Annotated in this window: 17 protein-coding genes and 1 pseudogene; 7 read left to right on the top strand and 11 right to left on the bottom strand. The window is 63.1% G+C overall.

The window, feature by feature from the left end:
- Window positions 1-105 precede the first annotated feature (105 nt).
- The 5 genes from M0808_RS07980 (at window position 106) to M0808_RS08000 (ending at window position 4,678) form a co-directional block, all read left to right on the top strand.
- Window positions 106-786: a response regulator gene (locus tag M0808_RS07980; protein WP_007969056.1), complete on the top strand. Its 681-nt coding sequence runs from the start codon at window positions 106-108 to the stop codon at window positions 784-786.
- Window positions 786-2,108, top strand: a complete 1,323-nt coding sequence (locus M0808_RS07985) for an ATP-binding protein (RefSeq protein WP_098964858.1) — start codon at window positions 786-788, stop codon at window positions 2,106-2,108. The genes M0808_RS07980 and M0808_RS07985 overlap by 1 nt, the downstream gene beginning before the upstream one ends.
- Before the next feature lie 217 nt (window positions 2,109-2,325).
- On the top strand, window positions 2,326-2,811 hold the full coding sequence (locus M0808_RS07990) for a GNAT family N-acetyltransferase (protein WP_247840607.1): 486 nt from the start codon (window positions 2,326-2,328) through the stop codon (window positions 2,809-2,811).
- A gap of 143 nt (window positions 2,812-2,954) precedes the next feature.
- Window positions 2,955-4,370, top strand: coding sequence for an aspartate aminotransferase family protein (locus M0808_RS07995; protein WP_247840609.1), 1,416 nt, complete (start codon window positions 2,955-2,957; stop codon window positions 4,368-4,370).
- 83 nt (window positions 4,371-4,453) lie between these two features.
- Window positions 4,454-4,678, top strand: coding sequence for an MbtH family protein (locus M0808_RS08000; protein WP_003226665.1), 225 nt, complete (start codon window positions 4,454-4,456; stop codon window positions 4,676-4,678).
- A gap of 186 nt (window positions 4,679-4,864) precedes the next feature.
- On the opposite strand, the gene M0808_RS08005 is transcribed toward M0808_RS08000, so the two are convergent.
- From M0808_RS08005 to M0808_RS08045, 9 genes and pseudogenes are all read right to left on the bottom strand, one after another.
- Complete coding sequence (locus M0808_RS08005; RefSeq protein ID WP_247840611.1) at window positions 4,865-5,770, bottom strand: zinc ABC transporter substrate-binding protein; 906 nt, start codon at window positions 5,768-5,770, stop codon at window positions 4,865-4,867.
- Window positions 5,771-6,670 carry a metal ABC transporter permease gene (locus tag M0808_RS08010; protein ID WP_154853849.1) on the bottom strand — a complete coding sequence of 300 codons (900 nt, stop codon included), beginning with the start codon at window positions 6,668-6,670 and terminating at the stop codon, window positions 5,771-5,773. It lies immediately after the preceding gene.
- A complete protein-coding gene (locus M0808_RS08015) occupies window positions 6,670-7,518 on the bottom strand; it encodes a metal ABC transporter ATP-binding protein (protein ID WP_247840613.1) in 849 nt (282 codons plus the stop codon). Before M0808_RS08015 ends, M0808_RS08010 begins: the two co-directional genes overlap by 1 nt.
- A 362-nt stretch (window positions 7,519-7,880) precedes the next feature.
- Window positions 7,881-8,810: a metal ABC transporter substrate-binding protein gene (locus M0808_RS08020; protein WP_098964849.1), complete on the bottom strand. Its 930-nt coding sequence runs from the start codon at window positions 8,808-8,810 to the stop codon at window positions 7,881-7,883.
- Window positions 8,811-8,845: 35 nt separating this feature from the next.
- Window positions 8,846-9,421 (bottom strand): DUF6162 family protein, encoded by a 576-nt coding sequence (locus M0808_RS08025; protein WP_247840614.1) that lies wholly within the window; start codon window positions 9,419-9,421, stop codon window positions 8,846-8,848.
- Window positions 9,418-9,759, bottom strand: a complete 342-nt coding sequence (locus M0808_RS08030; RefSeq protein ID WP_007965473.1) for a hypothetical protein — start codon at window positions 9,757-9,759, stop codon at window positions 9,418-9,420. The genes M0808_RS08025 and M0808_RS08030 overlap by 4 nt, the downstream gene beginning before the upstream one ends.
- Window positions 9,756-10,298, bottom strand: a complete 543-nt coding sequence (locus M0808_RS08035) for a hypothetical protein (protein ID WP_027613388.1) — start codon at window positions 10,296-10,298, stop codon at window positions 9,756-9,758. Before M0808_RS08035 ends, M0808_RS08030 begins: the two co-directional genes overlap by 4 nt.
- Window positions 10,295-11,485, bottom strand: coding sequence for a PepSY domain-containing protein (locus M0808_RS08040; RefSeq protein WP_247840616.1), 1,191 nt, complete (start codon window positions 11,483-11,485; stop codon window positions 10,295-10,297). Before M0808_RS08040 ends, M0808_RS08035 begins: the two co-directional genes overlap by 4 nt.
- Before the next feature lie 191 nt (window positions 11,486-11,676).
- Window positions 11,677-11,778: pseudogene (locus M0808_RS08045) on the bottom strand (metal ABC transporter ATP-binding protein); the annotation flags it as partial.
- Window positions 11,779-11,891: 113 nt separating this feature from the next.
- Between M0808_RS08045 and leuC the strand changes: the two are divergent.
- Both leuC and leuD read left to right on the top strand, forming a co-directional pair.
- On the top strand, window positions 11,892-13,310 hold the full coding sequence (gene leuC / locus M0808_RS08050) for a 3-isopropylmalate dehydratase large subunit (RefSeq protein WP_247840618.1): 1,419 nt from the start codon (window positions 11,892-11,894) through the stop codon (window positions 13,308-13,310).
- Window positions 13,307-13,921, top strand: coding sequence for a 3-isopropylmalate dehydratase small subunit (gene leuD / locus M0808_RS08055; protein WP_027613385.1), 615 nt, complete (start codon window positions 13,307-13,309; stop codon window positions 13,919-13,921). The genes leuC and leuD overlap by 4 nt, the downstream gene beginning before the upstream one ends.
- 123 nt (window positions 13,922-14,044) lie before the next feature.
- On the opposite strand, the gene M0808_RS08060 is transcribed toward leuD, so the two are convergent.
- Window positions 14,045-14,995 carry a LysR substrate-binding domain-containing protein gene (locus M0808_RS08060; RefSeq protein ID WP_247840620.1) on the bottom strand — a complete coding sequence of 317 codons (951 nt, stop codon included), beginning with the start codon at window positions 14,993-14,995 and terminating at the stop codon, window positions 14,045-14,047.
- Window positions 14,996-15,019: 24 nt separating this feature from the next.
- Entirely contained in the window at window positions 15,020-15,895 is an 876-nt protein-coding gene (locus M0808_RS08065; RefSeq protein ID WP_247840622.1) for an alpha/beta fold hydrolase, read from the bottom strand.
- Window positions 15,896-16,107 lie beyond the last annotated feature (212 nt).

Raw genomic sequence — 16,107 nt, forward strand, 5'->3', positions numbered from 1 at the left:
TTAACCGATGATTAACCGTCACGCCCTTGTCGCTGTGGCGTTGGGCGCCATAATGTCAGCTTAATCGGCCAACGGCCTAATCGGCTTTTTTCTACGGGACGGATCATGCACGTACTGGTTTGCGAAGACGATGAACTGATCGCCAGCGGTATCGTTGCCGGTCTCACGGCGCAGGGCCTGACGGTCGAGCACGTCAACACCGCCTCGAAAGCACGGGCGATGCTCAAGGTTGCCGAATTCGACGTGATGGTGCTCGATCTCGGCTTGCCCGACGAAGATGGCCTCAAGTTGCTGCAACAACTGCGTCAGCAGGGCCTGGAAATTCCGGTGCTGATCCTGACCGCACGCGACTCGGTGACCGACCGGGTCGATGGCTTGCAGGCCGGGGCTGACGATTACCTGCTCAAACCCTTCGATCTGCGGGAATTGTTCGCCCGTCTGCAAACCCTGCTGCGCCGGGTCGCCGGGCGTAGCGTCAACCTGATCGAGCACGGCGCGCTGACCTACGATCCAAGCAGCCGCGAAACCACGTTGGCCGGGCAACCGGTGGACTTGTCGCGCCGCGAGCAATCGCTGTTGCAGGCGCTGCTGCACAACCGTGGCCGAGTACTGTCCACCGAGCAGTTGAAGGACAGCGTCTACGGCTTCAATGACGAGCTGGAGAGCAACGCGCTGAACGTGCATATCCATCACCTGCGCAGCAAGCTCGGCAAGGGCATCGTCGAAACCGTGCGCGGTCTGGGCTATCGCCTTGGGCCGGCCGATGGTGGAGAGCAGCAGAAGTGATGAGTCTGCGTCTGCGCCTGAGTCTGACCCTCGGCGCCGCGTTCGCCCTGATCTGGGCACTGGCTGCGGCCTGGATGCTCAGCGACTTGCGCAATCAGATGATGTTTTCCCTCGACCAGCGGCTGGTAGCCTCGGCGCGCATGGTCGCCGGGCTGCTGGAGCAACTGCCGGCGCTGCCGAGCAAGGGCGAGGGCACCCATTTCAGTGCCGAACAATTGAACATTCCCGGCGGCATGGCCTGTCAGGTCAGTTCGTTGCGCGGGGAGATTCTGGCCCGTAGTCACAGCAGTCCCGAGCAAACCCTGGAAGCGGAAAAGATGGGCTTCCATGACCAGATGATCGATGGCGCGCCGTGGCGCAGTTTCACTCTCGCGCGGGGGGACGTGCGGATCACCACGGCCGATCGGCAGATTGAACGCGAAGCGCTGAACATGTCGATCCTGCTGGCGGCCTCGGTGCCGGTGGGCGTGGCGTTGCTCGGTTGCCTGTGCCTGTTGTGGCTGGGCATCGGCCAGGGGCTGGCGCCGCTCAATCGGCTGCGCGAAGCACTGATGCGACGTAACGCCGACTCGCTTGAACCGCTGCAATTGCAGTCGTTTCCCAGCGAACTGAAACCTCTGCTGGATACGCAGAACCAGCTGTTCCAGCGCATTGGCAAGACCATCGAACGCGAGCGTCGCCTGACCGGTGACGCCGCCCACGAACTGCGCAGCCCGTTGACGGCGATCAAGACCCACCTGCAAGTGGCACGCATGACCGAAGGCAGTGCCCGCGATCAGTCGCTGGCAAGGGCCGAAGAGGGCGCCGACCGCATGCACCGCACCCTTGAGCAACTGCTGTTGCTGGCGCGGGTCGAGGGCAGTCTGTCGTTCGATGACGGCGTGCAGTGCAGCGCCGAACAGGTGGCGAAACTGGCGATGCAGGATGCGGCTGGTGGCGAGCGTCAGCGCATCAAGCTGCAATTGCCCAAGCAGCTCTCCAGTGCGCCGGTGCAAATGCCGGCGGTGCTGTCGATTGCCGCGTTGCGCAATCTGCTCGACAACGCCCTGCGCCATACCCCGGCAGACGCTGAGGTGGAGCTGAGCCTGGAAACCGTCGGCCAGCGCGCCCGTTTTGTGGTGCGCGACCACGGTCCCGGAATTGCGGCTGAAGATCTGCAGCACCTGACCCAACGCTTCTGGCGCAACGGTCAGAGCACCGGCTGCGGTCTCGGCCTGGCCATCGTGCAAGCCATCGTCCAGCGCTGCGCCTGCACCCTGCATTTCGACAGCCGGCCGGATGGCTTGCGCGTCGAGTTGACCATGCCGCTGCAACCTGTCTGAACCAGCAAAAATCCCCTGTGGGAGCGGGCTTGCTCGCGAAGGCGTCCGGTCAGTCGACAGGTTGCTGACTGGCACGCCGCCTTCGCGAGCAAGCCCGCTCCCACATTAGGGGATCCGTGGTGTGGCACATCAAATGTAACGTCTCTGCGTTGGTGATTCGCCGGCCTCGGCGTTAAGGTCGGGGCTGCTCTGACTCAATGGATTGAGGGAACGCGCCATGGAAGCATCGATCTGCATCTGCCCGGCGAAACCTGCCGACGCCGGCATCATCAGTCGCATCATCGAGCGATCGATTCGCGTCGGTTGTGCGCTCGAACACCGCAACGATCCGCAACTGGTCAGCCGCTGGATCGGCCGACAATCTGCCGACGTCATCAGCGCGCACCTTGCCGACGCGCATTGCTACCTGAATATCGCCTTGTTGCAGGACAAACCGGTGGGTGTCGGCATGGCCACGGCCAGCGGTGAGATAGGCTTTTGTCATGTGCAGCCTGAATGGTTTCGCCGTGGCGCAGGGCGCGCCCTGATGACCGACCTTGAAGGCTGGCTGCGGATTCGTGGTGTGCCGCAGGCGCGCATCGCCAGCACACGTAGCGGCGCGGCTTTTTATCGGCATCTGGGCTACTGCGATGCAGTGCCACGGGCCAGCGATCGGGGCTTGCACCGCGTTACGCTGCACAAGCTGCTGCTATTGCCTGGCTGACATCTCGATCAAGGGTCTAAATCCTCGCCCCGCTTAAGCGTTTCCAGAACAGGAAAACCTGCATGTGCGCCCCGCGACCGGAACGCGCACCTGTGCGGTGTGCTGTTTTGGTCACTATCCATAGCGTATTGAGGGGTCGAGAGATGTCAGTCGCCACCAGCCTTATCGAAGAGTCGTCGGCCCGGATCAGCTCCGCGACGACGGAAACCCTGTATCAGTTCAACGAATCACCACTACTGGCCCGGCAGAGCCAGCAGGAATCCAATGCCCGCAGCTATCCGCGACGCATTCCGCTGGCACTCAAGCGCGCCAAGGGCCTGTACGTCGAAGATGTCGAAGGCCGCACCTTCATCGATTGCCTGGCCGGTGCCGGGACTCTGGCCTTGGGGCACAACCACCCGGTGGTAATCGAGGCGATCCAGCAAGTGCTGGCCGATGAGCTGCCGCTGCACACCCTCGACCTGACCACGCCAGTGAAGGATCAGTTCGTCCAGGACCTGTTCGGTTTGCTGCCGCCAGCACTGGCGGCCGAAGCGAAAATCCAGTTCTGCGGCCCGACCGGTACCGATGCGGTGGAAGCCGCGTTGAAACTGGTGCGCACCGCCACCGGGCGCAGCACGGTGTTGTCGTTCTCCGGCGGTTATCACGGCATGAGCCAGGGCGCATTGAGCCTGATGGGCAGTCTGGGGCCAAAAAAGCCGCTGGGCGCCTTGCTCAGCAACGGTGTGCAATTCATGCCGTTCCCTTATGACTATCGTTGCCCATTCGGTCTCGGCGGCGCGGCCGGGGTCAAAGCCAACCTGAGTTATCTGGAAAACCTGCTTAATGATCCTGAGGCCGGTGTGCAGTTGCCGGCAGCGGTGATTGTCGAAGCGGTGCAGGGCGAGGGCGGGGTGATCCCGGCCGATATCGAGTGGCTGCGCGGCTTGCGTCGGATCACCGAGAAGGCCGGGGTGGCGCTGATCGTCGACGAGATCCAGAGCGGTTTCGCCCGCACCGGCAAGATGTTTGCCTTTGAACACGCCGGCATCGTCCCCGACGTGGTGGTGTTGTCCAAAGCCATCGGCGGCAGCCTGCCGCTGGCGGTGGTGGTCTATCGCGACTGGCTCGACACCTGGCAACCGGGTGCCCATGCGGGCACGTTCCGTGGCAATCAGATGGCGATGGCCGCCGGTTCGGCGGTGATGCGTTATCTGCTCGAACACAAGGTCTGCGAACACGCCGCCGCCATGGGCGAACGCCTGAGCGAACACCTGCGCATCCTGCAACGCGACTTCCCGCAACTGGGCGACATTCGTGGTCGTGGCTTGATGCTCGGCGTCGAACTGGTTGATCCGAACGGCGCGCCGGATGCGCTCGGTCACCCACCCGCGTTCGCGCGTCTGGCACCGCTGGTGCAGCGCGAATGCCTCAAGCGTGGGCTGATTCTCGAACTGGGCGGCCGGCATGGTGCGGTGGTGCGCTTCCTGCCGCCGCTGGTGATCACCGCCGCCGAAATCGACCGCGTCGCCGAGATCTTCGGCCGGGCCCTGGCCGCCGCCACCGCCGCCGCCGAGTAAATTTTTCGCAGCGCCGAACGTTCTATCTACATACCCGGCTGCACCCCTGGTGCAGCCCACCCTTACAACGATGGAGAACCAGCATGACGTCAGTATTCGACCGCGAGGACATCCTCTTTCAGGTCGTGGTCAACCACGAAGAGCAATACTCGATCTGGCCGGATTACAAAGCCGTGCCGGAGGGCTGGCGCACCGTGGGCAAGAGCGGCCTGAAGAAGGAATGCCTGGCCTACATTGAAGAAGTCTGGACCGACATGCGTCCGCTGAGCCTGCGACAGAAGATGGAAGGGCAGGCGGCGGCTCAGTAATCTGCCAGGCAAAAACAAACCCGCTGGACTGGTGACAGGCAGCGGGTTTTTTTATTGCTCGCAATGGTGTTGTTCTGGCGGGCCTCTTCGCGAGCAAGCCCGCTCCCACATTGGATCTGTGGTGCGCACAACTCCCCTGTGGGAGCGGGCTTGCTCGCGAAGAACGATAACGCGGTATTACTGAAACTACGCCCCACTCAACCCCTTGAGCAGCAAATCCACATTCCCCTCCAGCTCCGCCACCGGATCCGCCGCGTCGGTACTCAACACCAGCAGATGACTCCCCGAGGCGGCAATTGCTGCTTTCACTGCCTCCGATGGCTGGCGATGATGCAGCACCAGCGCCACGTCGTTGTCCTTGAGCGTCGCCGTGAGTTGCTTCAGTTCTTGCGCCGTCCACTCGCTATCAGGCCGTGGATCCTGACCGATCAGCTCCAGATTCAGGCTGCCGATCAGGTAACCGAAGTGATCGCTGAGGCTCATCACGCTCAGGTTTTCAGCCTCGGCCAGGCGCGCTTCGCTGTCGGCACTGAGCTTGAGCAGGCGCTGTTTCAGCGCCGCCAGATTGGCCTCGATCTTCGGTTTGGCCGACGGCGCCAGGCGCACCAGATCCGCGGCGATCACATCAGCCATGCGCCCCATGTTGTTGCTCGCCAGCCATGGCTGACTGTTCAAGCCATCGACCTTCAGCCCCGGTTGTACGGCGATCCCTGGCAGGGCGCCGTCCACCGGGCGCGCCGCGTCGACCTCGACAATGCGAATGTTGCTGCGCCGCGCGATCGGGTACAGCGGATCATCGGCCCACAGCGAGCGCACGCCGATCACCGCGTCGGCATTGCTCGCCAGTTTGCCCAGCGCCGTAGCGCCGCGACCGGTGAAGTATGCGGTCTGACGGCTGCCCGGCAGATTCGCCGGAGCTGCGCGCTCCAGGCTGACGTCGGTGCCTTTGAGCAGCACTTCGCCGAGGCCATAGGTGATGGGCAGCGAGGCCAGTACGCGCAATGGTTTGGTGTTTTCAGCCGCCAGCAACGGGCTGCCGACCACGCCGCACAGGGCCATGGCCAGGGTCAGTTTTCGCAGTGAGAATATCATTTATCCAAGGTTCCCTTTCAGACTCGGGACAACCCCGCGCGCGATGGCGGCGAGGGCGAAGGCGATGCCGGCGACCAGAATGATCGCGGCGCCGGACGGGATCGGCAGATCGAAGACGATCGGCGCGAGGATCCCGCACAGCGTGCTGACGGTAGCAATCAGCACCGAGCACCAGAAGAAGCCCTTGAGCGACTGGCTGAGCAAGCGCGCGGCCGCCGCCGGAATCACCAGCAATGCGCCGACCAGAATCGCGCCGATGACCTTCACCGCCGCGACGGTGATCAGCGTCACCAGAATCACGAACAGGTAATCCAGAGTCTTCACCGCGACGCCGCGCACCGCCGCCAGTTGCGGGTTGAAACTGGCGAGCATGATCCGGTTGTACAAAGGCAGTGCCAGGGCCATGACCAGCGAACCGACGATGGCCAGCACCAGCAGGTCGTTGCCATTGACGGTGAGCACCGAACCGAACAGCACGTTCTCCAGAATGTGCACGTTGATCTTGCCGGCCAGAATCAACAGCAGGCTCGCGCCAAGCGCCAGCGACACCGAGAGAAACACGCCGATCAGGGTGTCGGGCGCCAGGCCGGTGCGGTTGCGCAGGTAGTTGAGCAGGATGCCGAACAACAGGCAGTACCCGAACAGGCTGCCGTACGGCCCGGTGTAGGGTTCGCCGAGCAGAATGCCGATGGCCACGCCGGTCAGCGCCGCGTGCCCGACCGCTTCGGAGAAAAACGCAAAGCGCTTGACCACCACCAGCGTGCCGAGGCCACCGAGCACCGGACCGATCAACAGGCCGGCGAGCAATGCGTTGACCACAAAGCCGTAGGCCAGCGCTTCCGGCAGGTAACCGGACGACGCCCAGCCCTGAATCATCAAACGAAAGGCTTCGTAACTCATCAGACCGCGCTCCGTGGATGGGTGGAAAACAGACTCAACAGGCGTTCCGGAGTCAGCGCCTGTTGCGGCGTAGCGTCGAACAGCACGCGGCGGTTGAGACCGGTGACCCGGTCGGCCAGACGCTTGACCGCTTCCAGATCGTGCTCGATCCACAGCACGGTGATGCCAGCGGCGCGCCAGTCGCCGAGCAGGCGTTCGAACACCTGGATCCCGGCTTCGTCGAGGGCCGACATCGGCTCATCCAGCACCAGCAATTGCGGGGCCGGGATCAAGCCTTGCGCGAGCAACACGCGCTGACGTTCACCACCGGACAACGCGCCCATGCGCCGCTTGCGTTTGTCCTGCATGCCGACCCGTTCCAGCGCCTCGCCGATGGCGTTGGCGTAGTGCTTGCTCAGGCCGAGAAACGCCGGGCGGCGCTGGCACATGGCGGCCATGAAATCGTCGATGGTCATCGGCAGGCCGCGATCGAACTCCAGCGCCTGCGGCACGTAGCCGATGGTGCCGGGTTGGCCGGGCCAGTGCAGGCTCAGTTGACCCTGATGCGGCATTTGCCCGAGCAAGGTCTTGACCAGCGAACTCTTGCCGCCGCCGTTGGGGCCGACCAGGGCGTGGACGTGGCCGGGTTGCACCTGAAAGGTCACGTTGTCGAGGATTGTCGTGCGACCGAGGGTCAGAAAGACTTCTGCAAAATCCAGAGTCGGCCCACTTACCCCTTGTGGGAGCGGGCTTGCTCGCGAATGCGGTGGTTCATTCAATAATGATGCTGACTGACCGGACGCCTTCGCGAGCAAGCCCGCTCCCACAGGGGATGGCGGGGTGTCAGAGAGGGATTCTTTTGCTGTCATGCCCCGGACTCCTGAATCGCCCGCACCACGGTGTCGAGGTTGCCGGTCATCTGGTGGGAGCGAGCTTGCTCGCGAATGCGGTAGTTCATTCAATAATGATGTTGACTGACCGGACGCCTTCGCGAGCAAGCCCGCTCCCACAGGGGATGGCGGGGTGTCAGAGAGGGTTTCTTTTGCTGTCATGCCCCGGACTCCTGAATCGCCCGCACCACGGTGTCGAGGTTGCCGGTCATCTTGTGGGAGCGGGCTTGCTCGCGAATGCGGTGGTTCATTCAATAATGATGCTGACTGACCGGACGCCTTCGCGAGCAAGCTCGCTCCCACAGGGGATGGCGGGGTGTCAGAGAGGGTTTCTTTTGCTGTCATGCCCCGGACTCCTGAATCGCCCGCACCACGGTGTCGAGGTTGCCGGTCATTTCCTTTTCGTACTTGTCGGCGCTGTATTCGCCATAGGAAATGTGCGACAGCGGGTACAGCTTCACCCCGGACTCACGCTGGATGGTTTCGACATAGGTGGAGGGGAAATCCATCTCGGAGAAGATCACCTTCACGTCGAGTTCGCGCAGTTGGTCGATGGTCTTTTTCAACTGGCTCGGGCTCGGTTCGATGCCGTGGGCCGGTTCGACCACGGCCGTCACTTCCAGGCCGAATTCGCGCAGCAGATAGTCGTAGGCCGCATGCACCGTGGCCACACGCAGTTCGGCGTTCGGTGCCTGAGTCAGTTTGGCCAGCGCATCGGCGCGCATCTGCCGCAGGCGTTTGCCGTAGGCGCGGGCGTTCTGGGTATAGGCCTTGGCGTTGTCCGGGTCGAGTTTGCCCAGCTCGCGGGCGATGTTGTTGACCTGGGCAATCGAAGCGCTGATCGACAGGAAGGTGTGCGGGTTGACCACTTTGCCGGCGCCGCGCGCAGCGGTACCGGTGGCCGCCAGCAGCGGCACGTTTTCGTTGGCTTCGATGGTCTTGATGTTCGGCGTTTCGCTGGCGGCGATCATGCGGTCGGCGAAGTCGTCATGGCCGACCCCGTTGAGCACGATCACATCCAGCCCGCTGATGCGCTTGATGTCTTCGGCGCGTGGCTCGTAGGCGTGCGGGTTGAAGCCGGCGGGAATCAGCGGCACCACCTCGGCCTTGTCGCCGACGATATTCGCCACATAGCTGTAATACGGGTGCAGGGTGATGCCGATGCGCAGGCGTTTGCCCGGATCGGCGCTGGCCAGCGGGCTCAGCAGGCACGCGCACAGGCCTAACAGCAGGGTGCGCAGGAGGGGACGGCGAGTCAGGGAAATAAGCATGGGCTAGCGGTCTTCTCTCGGGTGAAGGCGAAGGTTCAGTGGCGATGCTCGCGGGTCACGCCGGCATCGAACTGCGCGACGATCTGTTTCCAGCCTGCGGCGGACAGCGAGGCGTCAGTCAGTTCGGTGGGCGTCTGCAACTCGGCGGCGCGGTTGAGCCAGATGTCCGGCGCGGCAGTGGCGTCGGCGCTCAGTAGCATCACGAACGAACCGGCGACGGCGGGCGCCTGGCTGTGGCCGAAATAGGCCGTGTCCGCCAGCAATTGCCAGGCATGCCCGCCACGGCTGACCGAGCTGGCGTCCTGAGCGAACGGGGCGAAACCTTCCTCGGCCAGATTTTGCGGGGTCGGTAGGCTTTGCTGCTCTTCACGCAGCAGGCGGATCTCGTCGAGGGTCACCCGCAGGTCGGCATAGATGCCTTGCTCGGCGGCACTCAGGTCGCGCCGTGCATCGAGTTGATGGCTGGAAACCGGCTCCGGTTCATGGGACACCCCGCGCCATGCCACCACTGATCCGGCGACGGCAAGGATCAGTAAACACAACAGCAGAACATTGAGGGTTTCATGCCCGGCACCGGCCGGGCGGACGACTTGGGTGGTGGGCGTGCTCATGGGGCCTCGATGTCGGCTTGGTCGATTTCCACAACGTGGCCGGGGCCGGCGTCGAACAGCACATAAAACTCGGCCGCCGGTTTCTTGAACGTCACGGTCGAATCGGCGCCGAGCTTGCCCGGCAGCAGAATGGTTTCGTCGTAACCGATCACATCGAGGGTCACCCCCGGCGCGCCGCTGCCGTCGGAAAAGCCGCCGGTGCATTTGATCTGCTCGGCATCGACGGCTTTGCATTCGCACATCGGGTTATGGGCCAGGGCGCCGGCGCTGAAACCTGCGCAGAGCATCAGCAACGCGGCACGCAACCGCAGGCGGGAAGGGCGTTGAACGCGGTTCATGGTTTGGCTCCTTGTTGGTTCAGCCAGGCGAGGGTGGCGGGGGAGGCCTGGCTCAGGGGAATCGAGGCCTGATGCATGCTGCCGTCCCAGCCTTCCATGGTGATCCACAGTTCGGCATCGGCTTTGGTCTTTTCCGCCACCGGCAATTGCGCGCCCATGCGATACGGCGTGCCAAAGAAAATCACCCCGGCGGCGCGCAGGCTGCGCGGTTTGCCGATGCGCAGGTAGGTGGCCTTGACCTGTTCGACACAGGCGTCGCACAGGGCAGCATTGAAGTCCTTCATGTAGCCGGCGGGGCCACTCAGACGCGGCGCTTCGTTGCGCAGTTCGGCCAGGCGCAGGCTCCACGGGCCGACCTGGATTTCGCCGACCTCATGCTCACCGAGGCCGACGTCACCGCGAAACAGCGCGGCATCGGCGAAATACTTGGGCATGAAACCCAGCGGAATCAGCAGCAACAGGGCGTTCAGGTGAAAGCGCCATTTGTGCCAGAAGCGGCGCAGGGCGGACGGTTGGGCAGTGCGGTTGGACGGGCTCATGGGCTGACCTCCGCCGGTTCACGGCTGACGCGGAGGCTGCGGGCCTTTTTATTTTCGCGCTTGAGCGCGTTGGCGGTGGCCAGCGCGGTGCGCTTGGTCCAGATCAACAGGCCGCTGAGGACCATCATGCTCAGCAGCAGACCGAAGAAGAACCAGATCAGTTTGATCCACAGACCGCCGAAATCACCGGTGTGCAGCGGGCGCATCGACTCGGTGACGAACTCCAGCGAGGAGCGGTCAGTCAGCAGTCGCGTGGCGGCCATCTCACCGTTGTACGGGTTGAGCGTGGCGGTCTGGAACATCAACGGATACCAGCCGCGCCCGCCAAGGCTCAAGTGGCTGTAGGCATTGCCCGGCAGGCTGACGAAACTGACTTCCAGCCCGGGGATGTGCTGTTCGGCGATCTGTACCGCGCGATCGAGGCTGATCCGTGGGGGAGGACTGGCGTCGCTCGACATCGGTACGCTTTCCCGAGACATGGCGGGAATGATCGGTTCGCTGCTGATGGACACCTGGTTGTCGGCCAGAATGGCCTGGATCAAAAACCAGGTGCCGGTGATCGAGATCACCGCGATGAACCAGATCGACCAGATGCCGCTCAGTCGATGGAAGTCGCCCCAGAAGATCCGCGCACCGTGGCGAAAACGCAGGGTGGGTTTGAAGAAACCTTTCCAGAAGCGCTTGTACACCACCAGCCCGGTGACCAGCGAAGCGAGCATTGGCAGGCCGAGGAACGACACCAGGTACCAGCCCCAACTGAAACCGTTGGTGAACGGCACCAGCCACCAGCCGTGCAGGGCGCGGGTGAACGCCTTGAAGTTGAAGTCCGGCGCCGGGCCTTGAATCACCCCGGTGTAAGGGTTGACGTAGACCGTCTGCGAGCGGCCGTCGGGGTAGCTGACCTCGACATCGAGGGCGAAGTGCGATTCGTCGGGGCGGCTGATGCTTTCCACCAGCGTCTGCGGTTCGGCCTGTTTGATCGCGGCCAGTACCTGATCGTAGCTGAGCCGTGGTGCGTCATCCGATGGCTGGCTGGCGCGCATTTGCGGGTTGGCCAGCCAGACGATTTCCTGGCTGACCACCGCCAGCGTGCCGGTGACACAGACGATCAGGACAAAAAACCAGATCGGCAGCGCGAGCCAGCTATGCACCAGGAACCACAGTTTGGAACGGGATTTCTTCGACATGATTGCGCGTCTTGATTTCGATGAAAGGGCACGCGGCTACGGGCTTCGCAGCGCGGGTGTCCGCAAAAGGCGCGGTCGTGGCTGTTGCCTGTGCGAACGGCCTGCATCTCTATAGGACGGATGAGCCGGACAAATCCCGAAAGGTGATATGAAAGCAAATGTTTCGCAATTCCCCCAGTCACCACCAACCCCTGTGGGAGCGAGCTTGCTCGCGAATGCGGTAGATCATTCAACTTTGATGTCGACTGACGCGACGCCTTCGCGAGCAAGCCCGCTCCCACAGGGGCAGTCATTGATCAGCCGATCAAACACGATTCATGAACGCCGCTCTCACTGCCTGGCAATTGATGCCATCAAAGCGCTCCCTATGATGGAAAGCACCGCATTCCCTTGAGCGAGCCCCCTGATGAACCCCAGAACCCTCTACGACAAACACATCGATTCGCACACCGTGTGCCGCCTCGACGATCAGGGTCATGTGCTGTTGTATATCGATCGCCAGGTGATCAACGAATACACCAGCCCTCAGGCGTTCAGCGGTCTGCGTGCTGCCGGGCGCAAGGTCTGGCGGCCGGGTACGGCGTTGGCGGTGGTCGATCACGTCAACCCGACCACCCCCAAACGGGTGGCGGCGATGCCTGATGCCGGCGGTGCGCGGCAGGTGTCGTATCTGGCGGAGAACTGCCGGGACTTCGGCATCGAACTGCTGGATATTCTCGATAAACGTCAGGGCATCGAGCATGTGATCGCCCCGGAGCAGGGCTTCATTCTGCCGGGCATGGTCATCGCTGCCGGTGACAGCCACACCACCACGTACGGTGCGCTGGGGGCGTTCGGATTTGGCATTGGCACCTCGGAAATCGAGCACCTGCTGGCCTCGCAGACGCTGGTCTACAAACGCCTGAAAAGCCTGCGCGTGACGGTGGATGGCGAACTGGCGCCGGGGCTGACGTCGAAGGACGTGATCATGGCGCTGATCGGCCGCATCGGTGCGTCGGGCGCCACTGGCTATGCGATCGAGTTCTGCGGTTCGACCATTGATGCGCTGAGCGTCGAGGCGCGGATGACCATTTGCAACATGGCGGTCGAAGCCGGTGCACGCGGTGCGTTCATGGCGCCGGACGAAAAAGTCTTTGCTTATCTCAACGGCAAACCCCGCGCACCACAAGGCGTACTGTGGGCGCGGGGCGTGGAAAAGTGGCGTGAACTGCGCAGCGATCCCGGCGCCGTGTTCGACCGCGAAATCCATCTCGACGCCAGTCTGCTGGAACCGATGGTCACCTGGGGCACCAGCCCCGACCAGGCGGCTGCGATTGGCGCGCAGGTGCCGGACCCGCAACGCATCGACGATCCGATCCTGCGTCAGGACATGCGCCGCGCCCTCCAATACATGGGCCTGGAGGCGGGGATGGCGCTGCGCGATATCGTCATCAGCCACGCTTTTATCGGCTCCTGCACCAACGCGCGGATCGAGGATCTGCGTGACGCCGCCAGCGTGGTGCGCGGTCGGCGGGTGGCCGGGCATGTGCGGGCGATGATCGTGCCCGGTTCCAGCGCAGTGCGGGCCCAGGCCGAGGCTGAGGGGCTGGCGCAGATCTTCATCGACGCCGGTTTCGAATGGCGTCAGTCCGGCTGCTCGATGTGCCTGGCGATGAACGATGACGTGCTCGCGCCCGGCGACCGTTGCGCCTCCAGCACCAATCGCAATTTCGAAGGCCGCCAGGGCGCGGGGGCGCGCACGCACCTGATGAGCCCGGCCATGGTCGCCGCAGCAGCGATCAACGGCCACCTGACCGACATCCGCCACTTCGGAGAACGCCCATGAGCCTGCAACCCTTTACTCAGGTCAGCGGCCGGGCCGCGCCGCTGCTCGCGGCCAACGTCGACACCGACGTGATCATGCCCAAGCAGTTTCTCAAGGGTATCGACCGTCAGGGACTGGATCGTGGGCTGTTTTTCGATCTGCGCTTTCTTGCCGACGGCACGCCCAACCCGGAATTCGTGTTGAACCAACCGGCCTGGCAGGGCGCGAACTTTCTGGTGGTCGGGCCGAATTTCGGCTGCGGTTCAAGTCGCGAACATGCGGTGTGGGGGTTGCAGCAAATGGGCATTCGCGCGCTGATCGGTAGCCGTTTTGCCGGGATTTTTTACGACAACTGCCAACGCAACGGGGTGTTGCTGATTACCCTGGACGAGGCACAGGTGCAGCGCATTGGCCGGTTGGTGAGTCAGCCTGAAACGGCACTGATCAATGTGGATCTTGAGGCGCAGCAGATACGTCTGGCGGACGGTGAAGTCATCGATTTCCAGATTGATGGTTTGCGCAAGACCGCGCTGTTGCTGGGGCTGGATGCGATAGGCAGTACGTTGCAGCGGCGTGAGCAGATCGAGGCTTTCGAACGCGAACACCTGGCCGCCAACCCATGGCTGACCTGACACCCCTTTGACCCTGTGGGAGCTGGCTTGCCAGCGATGAGGCCAGCACATCCGACATTTATATTGGCTGAACTGACGCCTTCGCTGGCAAGCCAGCTCCCACAGGGTTTTGTGATGTTTAGGCTACAGAGAAAGATCCTTGAAATGCCCCTGCAAAAACTCCACACACGCCCGCAGCTTGCCGGAGTTGGTCAGCCGCGTCGGGTACACCGCCCAGACATTGGCGCTCTGGCTGTAATCGGCCAGCACCGGCAGCAGTCGGCCCTGTTCCAGCAACGGTTTCACATCCCACAATGAACGCAGCAACACGCCGCGTCCGTCGAGCGCCCATTGCAGGACGATCTCGCCGTTGTTGGAAGACAGCGGCCCACTGACCCGCACGCTTTCCTGTGTGCCGTCGCGATCCAGATGCCAGATGCCGAAAGCGTTGTCGCGCTCCTTGATCACCAGGCAGTCATGTTGTTGCAGGTCGTCCAGAGTCTGCGGTGTGCCGCGGCGCTCAAGGTATTTGGGCGCAGCGCACAGCACCCGGCGGTTACTCACCAGTTGCCGGCCGATGTGCTGACCGGGCAGGTCGTCGCCGACGCGGATTTCCAGGTCGAAACCTTCATTGACGATGTCCACCGCGCGGTCGAACAGGTCCAGGCGGATCTGCAACTGCGGGTGAAGCTCGGCCAGCCGCGAAACCGCAGGCGCCACATGGTTGCGGCCGAAACCGAAACTGCTGCAGATGTGCAAGCGCCCGCGTGGGCTGTCGTGAGCGTCGGCGAGATCGTCATGCAGTTGTTGAAAATCATCGAGGATGCGCAAGGCCCAGCGCTGCACCCGCTCGCCGTCTTCGGTCAGCGACACCCGGCGACTGGTGCGGTGCAGGAGGCGAGTGCCGAGGGTCGATTCGAGAATCTGGATGCGTTTGCTGACGTAGGCCGGGGACAGGCCCAGTTCATCGGCGGCAGCGGCGAAACCGTTCTTGCGGATAACGGTCAGCAGCACGCGCAGGTCTTCGGGCAGGGGCACGGTTTCTTTGTTCTGGGACATGTGGGAACGAGCACTGGCGGCACAAGCCGCCAGCATAGCATCGGCGGTACAGGGCTCGATTCAGCGCAGGAAATCCAGCGCTTCGGCGAGCAACAGTTCTGGCACTTCTTCGGCCAGATAATGCCCGGCCGGCAGCGCCTTGCCGCTGACGTCGGTTGCCACGTGCTGCCATTCCTTGAGCGGGTCGAAGCAGCGCCCGACCGTGCCTTGCGCGCCCCACAATACGCGTAGCGGCAGATCAAGCTGATGGCCGGCAGCGATGTCGGCCCGGTCATGTTCCAAGTCGATGCTGGCGCTGGCGCGGTAGTCCTCGCAAATGCCCCGGGCGCTGCCGGGACGTTGCAGGCAGCGCAGGTATTCGCTGAACGCTGGTTCGGTGAACGGCTTAAGTCCGGCGCTGCGGCTGCCCATCACGCTGCGCAGATAGGCTGCGGGATCGGCCTCGATCAGGGTTTCCGGCAACGGCGCCGGGCGGATCAGGAAGAACCAGTGCCAATAGGCGCGGGCAAAGGCTTCGTTGGTCTGCGTGTACATGGCCAGGGTCGGGGCGATGTCCAGCAGCAGCATCCGCTGCACCGCAGCGCGGTGGTCGAGGGCCAGGCGATGGCCGACCCGCGCGCCACGGTCGTGGGCCAGAATCGAAAACTGTTCGAAGCCCAGCGCCTGCATCAACTCGAAGTTGTCCCTGGCCATTTCGCGTTTTGAATAATGACGGTGTTGTTCATCGGCAGCCGGTCGGGCGCTGTCGCCGTAGCCGCGCAGGTCGGCGGCGACCACAGTGAAGTGCTCCGCCAACTGCTCGGCAATCTTGTGCCAGATCACGTGGGTCTGCGGGTGTCCGTGCAACAGCAACAACCCCGGGCCGCTGCCGCCGAGGCGATAGGCGATGTCGACGCCGTTGACGTGGCGCTGGTCTTTGACGAATCCGGCAAACATCGGGCTAATCCTTGTTCAGGTGCGGGTGGGATGCATCCTGAAAGTGTTCGGCACTCGGGGCAAGGGTTGAAGCGTGGTGTACAGGTTCATGAAGTGTGATGTGTGTCGTCAGGGCTGGCCCCTTCGCGGGCAAGCCCGCTCCCACAGTTTTTACTGTGTGACACCCATCGTATAAACACCGGAGATCCCTGTGGGAGCGGGCTTGCCCGCGA

This window comes from Pseudomonas sp. MWU12-3103b (assembly GCF_023100615.1).
GTDB lineage: Bacteria > Pseudomonadota > Gammaproteobacteria > Pseudomonadales > Pseudomonadaceae > Aquipseudomonas > Aquipseudomonas putida_A.